Origin of the sequence: Pseudoclavibacter sp. AY1F1 (assembly GCF_002931075.1) — a bacterium.
Lineage (GTDB): Bacteria > Actinomycetota > Actinomycetes > Actinomycetales > Microbacteriaceae > Pseudoclavibacter.
Genome location: NZ_PSTQ01000021.1, coordinates 1 through 14,305 on the forward strand (window position 1 = coordinate 1; position 14,305 = coordinate 14,305).

The window sequence follows — 14,305 nt, forward strand, 5'->3', positions numbered from 1 at the left end:
ACAAGTGGCAGATGCTGATCTTTCTTTCAGAACTGTCCGACCCGTGCGACCCGCTCTCGCGTTTCGCTCCGTTGGCCTGACGAGTGATTACATTACGCAGAGACCCAGCGACGCACAACTCGACCCATATCCCGGGCGTGTCGAACCAGCGATGGAGGAACGATCCGCCGCCTGAGCGCTGGGAGTTCAGCCGGCATAGAGCCGCTGTGCCCCACCGTCGAACTTGTCCAGCGCGCCCGTCTCGCCAGAGCGAACGGCCCGGCCGCCGAGCCAGAGCGCGTAGACCAGGTAGAGCGCAAGAGCGGCGGCCCCGATCCCGATCTTCACCGGCCACGGCCAGTCCTGACGAGTGACGAATCCCTCCACAAGCCCCGAGATGAACAGGAAGATCGTGGTCCCGATAGCCACGACGATCAGAGCACGCCCGTCGTCGGCGAGCGACTGCATCCGCGTCTTGGGTCCCGGTGCAACCCACGACCAGAAGATGCGAAGCCCAGCACCTGCAGCGACGAAGACCATGGTCAGCTCGAGGAGTCCGTGCGGCGCGATCCAGAGGAAGAACACGTCGAGGTGACCGTGCGCACCGAGGACCGCTGCGCTCTGGCCAAGGCCAAGCGCGTTCTGGACGAGGACCACGGGGACCCAAAGTCCGGTGATTCCGAAGGCGATGCACTGGGCTGCTATCCACGCGTTGTTCGTGAAGACCCTCGCTGCGAAGCTGGATTCAGAGAACTCCGAGTAGTAGCCGACGAAGTCTTCCTCTGCGTACTGCTCGAGGGCCGCTTCCGATCCGAGGAACCCGAGGATCTCAGGATTCGACGTGATCCACCAGTAGCTGAGCAGTGCCACGACCAGCGTGAAAACGGCTGCGCCGAGCGTCCACCACCGCACTCGGTACAAGGCAGCTGGCAGCGCCAGCGAGAAGAACGACCCGAGAACAACCAGGATGTTTCGCCCGGCTCCGGTGAATCTTCCACGCGCACGCGACAACTGCACGGAGAGGAACTCCCCCTCGCGGGTCTCGCCGTAGCTGGTCCGCAGATCCGACAGCTCCGTCGACGAGTCCTGGTATCTCGTGATGAGCTCGTCGATCTCGGCGCCGGTGAGATTGCGGCGCCGAGCAAGCGCCCCCAGGCGCCGCCAATCCGCCGATCGGGCGGTTGTGAGAGCTTCAAGATCCATCTGTTTCAATACTGCCATGGCCACTCAGACGCGACCCAGGGAACGGCTGAGCGTCACCGACGAGCAGCTTGTCGTGGGTGAGGGCGTCCACCTCGATGTGCGGCCCGCCGGCTTCGCGCTTCGGGCCGCCTCCACAGCTCTCGACGCGCTCGTCTACATGGCCGGGTACGTCGGCCTCCTCATCCTCACGATGACGGTCCTCTCGAGCGATGGATTCCCGATCGCGATCGATGAAGCGCTGCTGAGCGCCATCGCCATCGCGCTCGTGGTCGTCTGCCTCGTCATCGCGCCCTGCGTCGTCGAGACGCTCACGCACGGCAGATCGGTGGGGAAGTTCGCGACCGGACTGAGGATCGTGCGCGACGATGGCGGCGCGTCCGGATTCCGGCAGGCGCTCATCCGCGCATTGCTCGGCTTCATCGAGCTCTACGGCTCAGCAGGCGGCATCGCGATCATCACGGGCCTCGTCAACTCCAGGGCCAAACGACTTGGCGACATCCTGGCGGGCACCACCTGTCAACGCGAGCGGGCGCCGAAGCTTCGCCGCCACCTCGGGCCGATGCCCCCTCAACTCCTCGGCTGGGCGGCCATCGCAGATGCCGGCAGACTCCCCGACCGCACGTCACGCCGCATCCTGGACTACCTCGATCAAGCCGCACAGCTCACCCCGTCCCATCGGGATCGAGCGGCGGGAGAGATCGCGCGCGAGACCCTCCCCCACGTGCATCCCATCCCCGACGTCGACGCTGACACCTACCTTCGCGGCCTCGCCGTGCTGCGCCGCGACCGCGAACTCTCGGCGCTCTCAGCCATCGCGCGTCGCGAAGCTGCCCTCGCTCCGACGCTCACCGGCATGCCCCATTCTTTCCCGGACCGCGGGTGAACAGACGGGCTAACGACTGGTGATCCGCGCCTGATGCACGCGATCTCGACTCTCCCCCGAACACGACGCAGCCCGCCAGACAGGGTCTGGCGGGCTGCGTCGAGCTCAGCGCCGAACGGAAACTCGGCGCGCGCTGATCAGTAGCGGTAATGGCCAACCTTGTACGGCCCGTCGACGGCGACGCCGATGTAGTCGGCCTGTTCTGGCGTGAGTTCGGTCAACTTGACGCCGAGCGCATCGAGATGGAGGCGCGCGACCTGCTCGTCGAGATGCTTGGGGAGGACGTGCACGCCGAGCGGGTAGGCGTCGAGTCGCTGCCAGAGCTCGAGCTGCGCCAGCACCTGGTTCGTGAACGAGCTGCTCATGACAAACGAGGGGTGGCCGGTCGCGTTGCCGAGGTTGAGCAGGCGCCCCTCCGAGAGAACCAGCAGCGACCGGGAGTTCGGGAGTCGCCACTCGTGCACCTGCGGCTTGATCTCGACGCGCGTCGCACCTTCGAGTTCCTCGAGCGCGGCCATGTCGATCTCGTTGTCGAAGTGACCGACGTTGCCGACGATCGCCATGTGCTTCATGCCAAGCATGTGCTCGAGCGTCAGAACGCTCTTGTTGCCGGTGCAGGTGATCCAGATGTCGACCTGATCGAGGACATCCTCGACCTTCGCCACCTGGAAGCCATCCATCGCTGCCTGCCACGCGCAGATCGGGTCGACTTCGCTCACGATGACGCGAGCGCCTTGGCCACGCAGCGCCTCGGCTGCCCCCTTGCCGACGTCGCCGTAGCCGACGACAAACGCGGTCTTCCCGCCGATCAGCACGTCCGTAGCACGGTTCAGCCCGTCCGGCAGCGAGTGGCGGATGCCGTAAGTGTTGTCGAATTTCGACTTCGTCACGGAGTCGTTGACGTTGATCGCCGTGAACTGCAGCTCGCCACGCTCGGCAAGCTCATAGAGCCGGTGGACACCGGTCGTGGTCTCCTCGGTGACGCCTCGCACTTCCTCGGCGATGCGCGTGAAGTGGTCCGTGTCCTGGGCAAGCGACGTGCGAATGGTCTCGAGGACAACGCGCATCTCGGTGCTGTCGTCGTCGTTCGCCTCCCGAACGGCGCCCGCGATCTCCGCTTCCCGCCCGAGGTGCACCAGCATGGTCGCGTCTCCCCCATCATCCAGGATGAGGTTGGGTCCGACAGCCCCCTCGGCGCTCCAGTCGAAGATGCGCGAGGTGCACCACCAGTACTCCTCGAGCGTCTCGCCCTTCCAGGCGAAGACGGGGACACCCATCGGGTCCTCGACCGTGCCTTCCGGGCCCACGGCGACCGCCGCAGCGGCCTCATCTTGAGTGGAGAAGATGTTGCAGCTCGCCCAGCGAACCTCCGCGCCGAGGTCGGTGAGCGTTTCGATGAGCACAGCCGTCTGCACGGTCATGTGCAGCGAGCCTGCGATGCGCGCACCCGCTAGCGGGTTCTGCCCGGCGTACTGCGCGCGAAGCGCCATAAGACCTGGCATCTCGATCTCGGCCAGACGGATCTGGTGTCGGCCCGCGGGCGCGAGCGCCAGGTCGGCGACGACAAACGGACGCTCGGTGGAGAGCTCGATACCTGACGTTGGGGCCATGACTGCTGCTTCCTTGCTACGGGGGTTGGTGGATGCTGCGGCGGCGGCCCGCAGGAACAGGCCGCCCACCGGCGACTACTGGGCTCGGATGAGCGCAAGCACCTCGTCGCGGAGCGACTGCAGGCGAGCTTCGTCCTTCGCTTCGGCGTTCAGACGAAGGAGCGGCTCCGTATTGGACGCGCGCACGTTGAACCACCAGAAGCCGGTCTCGTCGGCGCCTCGGACCGTGAGCCCGTCGAATTCGTCGAATTCCGCGGTGCCAGCGAAGGCGTCGACGATGCGCGCAAGCGCGGCAGGCACATCCGCGACCGTCGAGTTGATCTCGCCTGATGCGAAGTACGGATTCTCGAGGCTGCCGATCTCGGACAGCCGCTTATCAGACCCGCCAACCGCCGCGAGCACGTGCATCGCCGCGAGCATGCCGTTGTCTGCGCTCCAGAAATCACGGAAGTAGTAGTGCGCCGAGTGCTCGCCGCCGAACACCGCGTCAGTCGTCGCCATCTGTGCCTTGATGAGCGAGTGGCCGACCTTGGTGCGGACAGCCTTGGCACCTTCGGCGCTGATGGCCTCAGGCACGTGACGGGAGACGATGAGGTTGTGGAGGATCGTGGGCTCGGTCTCACCAGCTGCGCGGACGCGTGCGATCTCGCGACGGGCGACGATCGCGGTCACGGCGCTCGGCGAGACAGGCTCGCCGAGCTCGTCGATCAGGAAGCAACGGTCTGCGTCCCCGTCGAAAGCGAGGCCGAGGTCGGCGCCGTGCTCGATGACGGCCGCCTGCAGGTCGACGAGGTTCTTGGGATCGAGCGGGTTCGCCTCGTGGTTGGGGAACGTTCCGTCGAGCTCGAAGTACATAGGGACGATCTCGAGCGGCAGCGCTCCGAGACCGGCCGCCTCGCCGAGCACGGCCGGAACCGTGAGCCCGCCCATCCCGTTGCCGGCGTCGACGACAATCTTCAGCGGGCGGATGCTCGAGAGGTCGACAAGCTCGCGCAGATAGGCGGCGTAGTCGGCGAGCACGTCGATGCGCTGTTCGTCACCCGGCTGCTCGACGGCGGCGATTCCCTCGTCGAGGAACGCTGCAGCGCGATCGCGGATGGCGGAGAGCCCCGTGTCGAAGCTCAGCGCCTTCGCACCCGCGAGCGAGAGCTTGATGCCGTTGTAGGCGGCCGGGTTGTGGCTCGCCGTGAACATCGCGGCCGCCGCGTCGTAGCGGCCAGACGCGAAGTAGTCCTCGTCGGTCGAGCAGAGGCCGATGTGGGTGACGTTCGCACCCCGAGCCGTTGCACCCCGAGCAAAGGCAGCAGCGAAGCCCGGCGAGGAATCCCGCATGTCGTGGCCGACGACGACCGTCTGCCCTGAGAGCTCGAATTCGTCGACGAAGCCGGCGCCGAGCGCCGTCACGAGCGTCTCGGTGAGCTCGCTGCCCACGAGCCCCCGAACGTCGTAGCTCTTCACGACACCAGAGAGAGAACCCCGCTCGTCAGTCGACGCGGGTGCGATAGCCACAGAAGTCATGAACCCAAAACTACCGGACGCATCATGCTCCACCCCTGCGGTGGCGTCGAGCGTTCTGCGTGGCGGGCGCACAGGTCGTAGCTGTGCGGTTCGGCCGCGATCGCAAGCGGGCCGATGACGGCGAGCTTGTCCTCGTAGTCGAACGTCAGCGTGTACTCCGCCTTGCGGGTGCACGCGACTCGTGAGCATGGTCGATGTGACATCGGCGCAAGTCTACGCCGGGCGTAAACTCGCAGGCATGCCACGTCGCCGCCGGGAGAAAAAGTCCGAGAATGCCAGGAGGCAGGCGCGTCCTGAACGCGGCCTCGCCCGCGGAAGACACGGCAGGGGCATCCGCTCGAGCGTCGCGGGTCCTTACCTGCCCATGCTGACCGGCCGCGTCGTCAGGTTCGAGAACCACGTCGCCGATGCCATGAACTACCTGCGCGCCGCGAACCCGGAGCGACTTGCGAACGTGCAGGTCGACATCGCGAACGTCCCGAAGACCCTGCAGCACTCGGATGGCATGGACCGCTTCCACGTCGAGGCACCCAATCGCATCATCCTGTACCGCGTCGCGATCGACCGTCTTGCGCGGCTGCACTGCGAGGACCCCGTGCATTACCGGATGCTGGTGGAGCGGTGCGTGCTGCAAGCTGTCGCCGAGCTGCTCGGCTCAGACCCATGGGACATAGCACCCGAGCGCTTCGGCGACGAATGACGGCCGCCGGGCGCGCGCCTATCTGTAGACGGTGATGACCTCGGCAAGCGGGTTGCTCGCGTAGCTGGGGATGGCCGCGAGCTGCCCGTCGCCCGCGTAGGCGAGCTGGACCGAGACTCGGTCAAGCCCTTCGAGCCTGTATTCGCGTGACGCCCCGACGTCGACGGACGCCGTGCCATGTGCGGGGATCGTGACGACCGTCACAGTGTCGTCATCCGCCACGAGCGTCACAGTCTTCTCGACACCGTCAGCGTCGGCGAGCTGCAGCTTCGGCGACGGACCATTCGGCACCGCGACGACCTGGCTGCCGCTCAGTGCGGGGACCGGCAGGTACCACGCCAGGTCTGACGACGTTGCCGTCGCCGTCGTCTGCACTGCCGCGACGACGGGGTGGCTCGCCTCGATCTGCAGCGTGTACTGGCCGATCGGGTAGCCGGTGAGCGGGATCTCGGTGGTTCGGCCGCCCTGGATCGTCAGCGAGATGGGCTCGAGCGCGGTGCCAGCCGCGTCGCGAACCTCGACGGTCAGCTCAGTCTCCTCGTCGCCGGGGGCGAGGACTCGAAGCATCGCACCTCGCTCGAGCACGAGGGTGCCCTCAGCCTCGGAGGCAGTGCTTGTCGACGGGACTCCGACGATCGAGAGCGAAGTGCTCGGAGCATCCTGCGCACCGATGATCTCGATGCCGCTCGGAGTGGCACCCGAAGTGCGAGTCTGGTGCAGCGTCGAGATGACGCTGCCGGAGACGGCCTCGACCTGGACGACGAGGTCTCCGCGCTCCGGTGCGACGCCCTCGAGGCTCACGACCTCACGGCTGCTCCCTGGCACGACGATCTCCCGGATCGTCGGAGCCTGCACGGTGCCATCAGCCGTGGTGACCGTGACGCGAACTTCCGCCTGGCGTTCGGCGGGATTCACGATGACGAGCTGCGTGCTGCTGCCCTCGGCGGTACTGCCGCCGACCAGCCACTGCTCGGCTGAAGGCATGCGGCAGGCTGTCGCCGCGAAGCCAGCGGCGGAGGGCTGGGAAAGCTCGAGTGTCTGCGCGGCGGCGAACTCGGTCGGCGCGCCGTCCCCCGTGAGGCCTGGCACGGCGAAGCGCACGGGGGCGAGTGCCTGTTGCGCGTCGGCCGCCGGGGTCGACGCCACGACGGGCGCGACCTCCAGATCTTCCTGGTCACCAGCGAGGCGGATGCTCGTGGTGCCGAGCGTCGCGGGAAGAGTCGGGTCGTCGGTCGCGAGCCCCAGCAGCGTCAGCGGGCCAGGGCACACGCGGTCCTGCGCGCTCGCGACGGGACTCACGAGCACAGAATTCGCCGAGCTCGAGACAGCCCCCTCTGGGGCCAGCTGCACGGCGGCGACGACTCCGCCGACGGCGAGGACCGCCACCCCGACGCTCAGGACGCGCCAGACTGGCCGCCTGCCGCGCCTCTTGCTCGGCGTCTCGCGAGCCGCGTCGTCTGCTGCGCGTGCCTCGGCGATGACCTTGGACTCATCGAGCGTCATGGTCGCCTCCTCGTGCACCCGTGCCGAGCACGTCATCGTCGTCTGTTTCGAAGTCGTCGACCGTGAGCGACGTCACGTCGCGCCGCAGCACGCGCTCGTCACCGTCGGCACCGTCGCCGTCGAGGTCGTACCAGGGGCGTCCAATCGTCTTCTCGCGGCGCCGCACATCCGCTGCCCTGGCGTTGAGGCCGCCGGTCGGGAGCGCAGTGAGGAGTGTCAGCGCGAGGAGGGCTCCCTGGACGATGAGCATCGAGCGCCCGAGCGTCGTGCCCGTGTTCGCGGTGTCGAGGGGACCGGCAACACTCGGGTCCGTCGGCTCGAGCGTCGGGCCGACAACCTGCCAGAGCGTTCCGAACTCCGTCGAGCCCGCCGGCCGCAGACCGGAGTTGGCGGACAGGGTGGAGACGACCCGGCCTTCCATCGTGGCGGCATCGCTGGCGCCCTCCGGGACAAGCAGGTAGGAGATGCCCAGCGCGTGCAGCTCTTCCGTGGGGCGGAACAGCGAGTCGGACGCGAAGTTCACGGCAAGCTCTGCCAATCGCTGGTCGCCTGCCGAGAAGCCGACGCTCGTCGTGCGCAGCGTGGACTGCGAGTCGAGGCTGTCACCGGTTCCTCGCTCGAGCCTGACCTCGACGGCGCCGCTCGCGAGCGGCACGATGACCAGAGTGCCGACTTCGTCGGAAGCCCGACCCTGGGCATCCACGATGGCGGGGAGCGAGCGGCCGTCGCCCGCGCCGACAAGCGCATCGCCGCGCAGCATTGCGGTTGCCGGCAGCGCGGCCAGCAGAACGACACCGGCGAGCGCAACCCCGGCCGAAATGTGCGAGGCTCTCGGGCGCAGCGCGGCGAGCGTCGCGGCCGCCGCGATGACCGCGCCGAGCCACATGAGCGACTGAGCGCTGCCCGGCCACAGCGTGATGCTCTCGACCCCAACGTGCGCAAAGCCGAATCGGATCACTGCCGCGGCCGTCACGAAGCCGAGCAGGAGGAGCTGGAGTCCGAAGAGCGCCGGTCGCCAATTCCGCGACCCCGGAGCGAGAACTGCCAGCAGGAAGAGTGGCACCAGCAGAGCGGCCGCGACGAAGGGGGCAGCGGGGTACGCATCCAGGAGGCCCCCTGCCCAGCTGGGATCCGCGACGAGCGAACCGGGGAACCCGAGGAGCAGCTGCCAGGCGTCCGGCGCCGTGCTCGCCAGCGGAACGCCAGGGTCCGCGAACAGCGCGAGTGGTCTCCCACGGTTCCACTGCGCGACAGCGAGCGGCGCGAAGAGCACCAGCGTCGGCGCTGCCGTCAGGAGCCGTTGCGCGAAACCCGAGCCGCCGATGACAAGCCACACGAGCCAGACGACCGCCAGGGGCACGGCGAGGAGCGGGGCGGATGCGATGGCGACAGCTGCGAGCAAGCCCGTGGCGGCCGCGCGCGACCAGTTCCTCGACGCGCTCAGGGCGGAGAAGATCAGCCAGGGCAGCACGAGGTGCGCGATGACCGCCGCAACCCGGCCTTCCGCGAGTGCCACGAGCAGCGGGGGTGCGAGCATCCACGCGAAGGCGGCGAAGGCGCGAAGCCCGGCCCTGTTGGTGAGGCGCGCGGTGAGGAGCCAAGCGCCCATCGCGGCGAGCGGGAGCGCGAACAGCCAGACGAGGACGATGCTCAGGCTGTGGTGCCAGAAGGTGAGGGTGCCGAGCACCGCGAGCACGTAGGTGAAGGGATCCGCGACGCCGAAGGCGCCGTCGCCCACATCGCGGACGCCGTAGCCGGTTCTCCCCCAGAGCGTTCCGATCGAGTCGGCGAGGGGCAGCAGGCCACCTCCGGAGAGCGTCGACTGACCGATGAGGGGCAGGGCAAGTCCGAGGCCAAGGAGCGTGGAGACGAGCAGCACCCACAGTCCGCCGGAGCCGACGAGCGAATAGCGTTCGCGCTCCTCGTGGGTGAGCGCGCGCAGCTCCTCGCGCTGCAGGCCAAGCGTCTTCTGGTTCTCCTCGGCGCTGACGAGCAGCGGCTCGATGACAGTCCACGGCTCCGTCCTCGTCTTCGCGAACTGCGCCCGCGAACGGGCAGCTCCCGTCTTGCCGAAGGTCACGCGCGACGCGGAACGGAGCTCAGCGAGGATGCGGCGAGGGCGCTTCCTGACGAGGTGCCAGATGCCCTTCAGGAGCGCGATCGGGATGAGGAGCACCCGGAGCACGCCGAACGCCGCCGCGGGAGTCTTCGTGAGGCTGCGATGGACCCGCGCGGTGTCTCGCGCGGCCTCGAGTGCGGACGCACTCATCCCCGGGTTCATCGCCGCGGTTCCCGGAGCCTCCGGATCACAGGCGACCCGAGCGGAGGGCGTCAGCAGTACGCGGCCGCCTGCCAGCCACACTCGCGTGCAGAAGTCGAGCGCATCATCCACCGCGGGAAGGCCCGGGTCGAAGCCGTCGAGTGCCAGCCACGGCTCGCGGCGGACGAGCATGCCGCCAGCCGCGACACCAAGCACGTCGGAGTCCTGGTCGAACTGTCCCTGGTCGAGCTCATCCTCGCGGAGGCGAAGGCTCTCGCCGTTCTGCAGCATCGACTGCCCGAATTCCACGAGCGTCGCAGCGTCGTCGCTGCGAACAAGCTTCGGGCCCGTCACCTCGAGCGATGGATTCCGTTCGGCCGTCGCGAGGAGCTGCTCGAGTGCGTCGTACTCAGGCGCGTTATCGGCCGCGAGCAGCCAGAGCCAGTCCCCCTCAGCCTGGAGCCCCTGCTCCTCGAGCACAGCCACCGCCTCGGCGACGGCCCCACCGAAGGTCGTGTCCGTCTCGAGCGTCAGCAGGATGTCCGGCTCTGCCGCGCGCATGACGTCGAGCGTCGAATCCTTCGACGCCAGATTCACCATCACGACACGGTCTGGCAGACGCGAGGAGCCCTCGAGCGCGGCGATGGTGCGCTCGAGCGCGCGCGACGCATCTCGCGCGACAAGGATTGCGGTGACTCCGGGACGCATTGAACGAATGGTATTCGGCTCCCCCGGGCGTTGTCGCATTGCGGGCGGCAAGCCGCGAACCCGCACCTGCACCTGCACCTGCCGCGGTCCGCAACCCCGATCATCCCTGCACAAGCATGCCCGCGCGGAACAAGCGCGCCCGCGAGCCGACGCTTCCGGGCCGGCAGTTCGTCAATTTGAGGGCGAGTTGACGCGCCACTCCACCACCGCGCCGATTGTTGGCCAGAACCCCGGGGGTCCCGCCGCTCCTCAACAACAACTCACCCTCAAATTGGCAGGTGCAGCAAGTTCGAAGTTGGCAGGTGCAGCAAGTTCGAAGTTGGCAGGTGCAGCAAGTTCGAAGTTGGCAGGTGCAGCAAGTTCGAAGTTGGCAGGTGAGCCCGCACAAGCTCAGAGGTAAGGACACGAAAGCTCAGAGGAAGCACACGGGAGGTACATGTTCCTGGTGCCAGGAGCGTGTATCTCCCGTGCGGATGCAGCCCGCGCGGCGCTGCGCGCGCTTCACTGAAGCGGGTGGATGCACGAAGGGCCCCGACCGACCGAAGTCGGCACGGGGCCCCGTCTGCTTGTTGTGTCCGGCCTGCCGACCAGGCGTCGTGCGAGCTACGCCAGCTTGCGCAGTTTGCGCCGCTCTCGCTCGCTCAGTCCGCCCCAGATGCCGAAGCGCTCGTCGTTCGAAAGCGCATACTCGAGGCAGTCGCTCCGAACCTCGCAGGAATCGCAGATGCGCTTCGCATCGCGCGTCGATCCGCCCTTCTCCGGGAAGAAGGCCTCGGGATCAACCTGCGCGCACAGCGCGTCAGCCTGCCACGCGAGCGGGTTGTCGTCACCGACATTCCTTCGAACTCCTGGGACGCCGAGGTTGACCGGGTCGACATACCAGTCTTCGGGAACCGAGGGGTTCCTCCCTGGAATTGCCATATCACGTTCTCCCCACGTTGCTTGCGGGCACCTGCCCGCGCGTCGGAATCATTACATCGTTGTAATTCACCCCGCGTCAAGTCGGAAGCCCTCAACACTAAGCCCGGTCTTGAGACTTTTCGGAGAAGCCGCGCGCGATTCGCGGCGGCGTGTCGCAGAGGATCCCCCGCCGGGCCGGGGTGGAGCCCCTCGAATCCGGCGCGACAGAAATTCCCAGCTAGTCGGCGTGTCGCATCGGCACCGTGTCGCGCCTGTCGAGACCCGGGCCAGCAGCGAAGAGGTCGACCGAGCCGATGACCCGCACCGGCAGTTCGTCCGGGGTCACGAAGACGGACTCACCCGCCGTGATGGTCGCCGTCGACTTGGCACCCTCGAGCTGGGCTTCCCCCTGAAGGCACAGCAACATCGTCGGGCCGTCGAGGTGGATGGTCTTGACTGTCTCCTCCTCGCCGGGAACGACCCTCACGAGGCGGAAGTCCGGGATCTCCGGCCGGTACTCCTCCACGCCCTCCTGGATGCGCGTGGCCGCGATGTACGGCGGCGGCACGGGCGCGAAGTCGAGCCGCGCCAGAAGCTCGGGGATGTCGATGTGCTTCGGCGTGAGACCCCCGCGGAGCACGTTGTCCGATGCCGCCATGATCTCGATGCCGAGCCCGCGCACGTAGGCGTGCATGTTCCCCGCAGGGAGGAAGATCGCCTCGCCCCTGCGGATGGTGATGTGGTTGAGCAGGAGCGCAAGCGCGATCCCGGGGTCTCCCGGATACATGCGCGCCAGCGTCGCGATGATGCCGCGTTCTCGGGCGAAGCGCTCGGCCGGGTCGCCGGGCTCACCGCCCGCAAGCGCAACCCTCGACACAGCCACGACGAGTTCATCGACGGACTCGCCGCCCTCGAGGAGCAAGGTGACGAGCGCACGCAGGTCTTCCCCAGTGGAGAGCGCAGCGACTCGTGCCGTGAAGTCCGCGAGCGCCGCGCGGCCTGACTCCGGGTGCGCCTCGTCCGCGGATGCGCGCAGTGCGAAGTCGCCGACCACGGCCGCGACCTCGGCGAAGTCCCGGAAACCCGCAAGCGCATCCATCGTCTCGCTGAGCGCCAAGAGCATCTCGGGCTTGTGGAGCGGGTCCTTGTAATTGCGCTCGGGCGCACCGAGCGGGACGCCCGCCGCGTTCTCGCGGTCGAACCCGAGACGCGCATCCGTCAGCGTCGGATGCACCTGGAGCGACAGGGGAGCCGCGGCGGAGAGCACCTTGAGGAGGTACGGCAGCCTCGGCCCGTCACCCTCGCGCAGCCCCATGGCGTATCGCCCGAGCGTGGCCACTGGCTCCTGCGCGATCCAGGCGTCGAGGGTCGTCGCACCACCGGCGGCTTCAGGGTCGACGATGCGGCTCGGGGCGCCAGGGTGCGCGCCAAGCCAGAGCTCGGCCTGCGGCACCCCGTCCCAATCGGCGTCGTCGAGGGTGCAGGCGCCCGTGGTGCCGAGCAACTGCGAGATCGAACCGGGGGCACCCCAGGCGTAGTCACGGGGCGCATTCTTCAGTGGCAGAAACATCACGCGAAGGCTACCGAATCTCGGTGCGACTGTGGGAGTGGCTGGCGGAACTGCAGGGCAGATACAACGGCCCGCCCGGAGTGGGGGCCCGAATTCACGGATTCTGCCAAGCCGCTGGCGCATCCCGGTCGCGAGTTCGTAGGCTCGCGGAGCGCCCTCATCGTCGCCAGAGGCAATGTCGCCGGCCTGACGATCACGGAGCGCCCATCACCCGCGCGAATCGGAACAGGACGGTCATGGACCACAACGAGTTTCAGCTGCTGCCAGGCGACTTCACGGGGCTCGAGGCAGACCTCACCCCCGAGGAGAAGGGCCTGATCACCGACCTCCGCAGCTATCTCGAGCGTGACGTGCGCCCCGTCATCGACGAGCACTGGGAGGCGGCGACCTTCCCGCGCGAGATCGTCGCGGGCCTCGCCTCCGCCAAGGTGGTCGGCCTTGCTTTCGAGGAAACCCGCCCCTTCGCGAACTCCGCCGTCTTCCGGGGGTGGACCGCCCTCGAGCTCGCTCGGGTGGATGCAAGCGTGGCCACCTACGTCGGCGTGCAGAACGGACTGGCCCTCGGCGCCATCGGGCTGTGCGGCTCGGCGGCCCAGCGCGAGCGGTGGCTTCCTGCCCTGGCCTCCGGCGAGATCGTCGGCGCCTTCGGCCTCACCGAGCCCGGCTCTGGCAGCGACTCGGCGAGGGGCCTCACGACGACCGCCGAGCTCGTCGGCGATGAGTGGGTGCTGAATGGCGCGAAGCGGTGGATCGGCAACGCGACCTTCGCCCACATCGTCGTGATCTGGGCGAAGGACGTCGCGGACGGACAGGTCAAGGGGTTTGTCGTGGACACCTCGCTGCCGGGCTTCACCGCGACGAAGATCGAGCGCAAGGTGTCCTTGCGCATCGTGCAGAACGCCGACATCACCCTCGACAACGTGCGCGTCCCCGCCGACGCGAAGCTCGAGCACGCCAATTCCTTCAAAGACACTGCTCGCGTGCTCCGCCAGACCAGAGCCGAGGTGGCCTGGCTCGCGACGGGCATCGCTGTCGGCGCCTACGAGGCCGCACTCGCCTATGCCAAGGAGCGAGTGCAGTTCGGAGCCCCCATCGCCGCGCGTCAGCTCATTCAGGAGCGTCTCGTCGACGCGCTCGGGCTCATCACGTCGAGCATTACGCTCTGCGTTCGCATCTCGCAGCTCGGCGACGCCGACGTGCAGAGGGACGAGCACTCCGCGCTCGCAAAGGCAGTGGCCACGAGCAACATGCGTCAGGTCGTCGCGCTCGCGCGCGAGGTCTGCGGAGGGAACGGCATCGTCGTCGACTCCGGGGTCGGCCGGTTCTTTGCGGATGCGGAGGCCATCTACTCGTATGAGGGGACCAGGGAAATGAACACCCTCATCGTCGGCCGGTCGATCACGGGTCACGCGGCCTTCGTGTGACCCTCCTCTTGGCTCACGCGGACCCCGGATTCCGGGTGGAAGAACCG

Annotated in this window: 11 protein-coding genes; 3 read left to right on the forward strand and 8 right to left on the reverse strand. The window is 67.8% G+C overall.

Features of this window, described 5'->3' with window-relative positions; genetic code table 11:
• Positions 1 to 186: 186 nt before the first annotated feature.
• On the reverse strand, positions 187 to 1,182 hold the full coding sequence (locus tag C5B85_RS18350; protein ID WP_104287459.1) for a stage II sporulation protein M: 996 nt from the start codon (positions 1,180 to 1,182) through the stop codon (positions 187 to 189).
• 16 nt (positions 1,183 to 1,198) lie between these two features.
• Between C5B85_RS18350 and C5B85_RS18355 the strand changes: the two genes are divergently transcribed.
• Entirely contained in the window at positions 1,199 to 2,065 is an 867-nt protein-coding gene (locus tag C5B85_RS18355; protein ID WP_104287460.1) for an RDD family protein, read from the forward strand.
• A 137-nt stretch (positions 2,066 to 2,202) separates the two neighbouring features.
• Here the strand turns inward: C5B85_RS18355 and ahcY are convergent, their stop codons facing one another.
• The 3 genes from ahcY to C5B85_RS18370 form a co-directional block, all read right to left on the reverse strand.
• Positions 2,203 to 3,675, reverse strand: coding sequence for an adenosylhomocysteinase (ahcY, locus tag C5B85_RS18360; protein ID WP_104287461.1), 1,473 nt, complete (start codon positions 3,673 to 3,675; stop codon positions 2,203 to 2,205).
• A gap of 75 nt (positions 3,676 to 3,750) precedes the next feature.
• A complete protein-coding gene (locus C5B85_RS18365; RefSeq protein ID WP_104287462.1) occupies positions 3,751 to 5,193 on the reverse strand; it encodes a phosphomannomutase/phosphoglucomutase in 1,443 nt (480 codons plus the stop codon).
• Entirely contained in the window at positions 5,190 to 5,396 is a 207-nt protein-coding gene (locus C5B85_RS18370) for a DUF3499 family protein (protein WP_104287463.1), read from the reverse strand. The genes C5B85_RS18365 and C5B85_RS18370 overlap by 4 nt, the downstream gene beginning before the upstream one ends.
• Positions 5,397 to 5,431: 35 nt before the next feature.
• Between C5B85_RS18370 and C5B85_RS18375 the strand changes: the two genes are divergently transcribed.
• Positions 5,432 to 5,893: a hypothetical protein gene (locus C5B85_RS18375; protein ID WP_181064505.1), complete on the forward strand. Its 462-nt coding sequence runs from the start codon at positions 5,432 to 5,434 to the stop codon at positions 5,891 to 5,893.
• Positions 5,894 to 5,911: 18 nt separating this feature from the next.
• Here C5B85_RS18375 and C5B85_RS18380 read toward each other — a convergent pair whose 3' ends face one another.
• From C5B85_RS18380 to manA, 4 genes are all read right to left on the reverse strand, one after another.
• On the reverse strand, positions 5,912 to 7,396 hold the full coding sequence (locus C5B85_RS18380) for a DUF5719 family protein (RefSeq protein ID WP_146078028.1): 1,485 nt from the start codon (positions 7,394 to 7,396) through the stop codon (positions 5,912 to 5,914).
• Positions 7,383 to 10,364, reverse strand: coding sequence for a glycosyltransferase (locus C5B85_RS18385; RefSeq protein ID WP_181064506.1), 2,982 nt, complete (start codon positions 10,362 to 10,364; stop codon positions 7,383 to 7,385). Before C5B85_RS18385 ends, C5B85_RS18380 begins: the two co-directional genes overlap by 14 nt.
• A 603-nt stretch (positions 10,365 to 10,967) precedes the next feature.
• Entirely contained in the window at positions 10,968 to 11,285 is a 318-nt protein-coding gene (locus C5B85_RS18390; RefSeq protein ID WP_104242955.1) for a WhiB family transcriptional regulator, read from the reverse strand.
• Positions 11,286 to 11,502: 217 nt separating this feature from the next.
• Positions 11,503 to 12,834, reverse strand: coding sequence for a mannose-6-phosphate isomerase, class I (manA, locus tag C5B85_RS18395; protein WP_258070906.1), 1,332 nt, complete (start codon positions 12,832 to 12,834; stop codon positions 11,503 to 11,505).
• 236 nt (positions 12,835 to 13,070) lie between these two features.
• Between manA and C5B85_RS18400 the strand changes: the two genes are divergently transcribed.
• Positions 13,071 to 14,258, forward strand: a complete 1,188-nt coding sequence (locus C5B85_RS18400) for an acyl-CoA dehydrogenase family protein (protein WP_104287466.1) — start codon at positions 13,071 to 13,073, stop codon at positions 14,256 to 14,258.
• Positions 14,259 to 14,305: the final 47 nt, after the last annotated feature.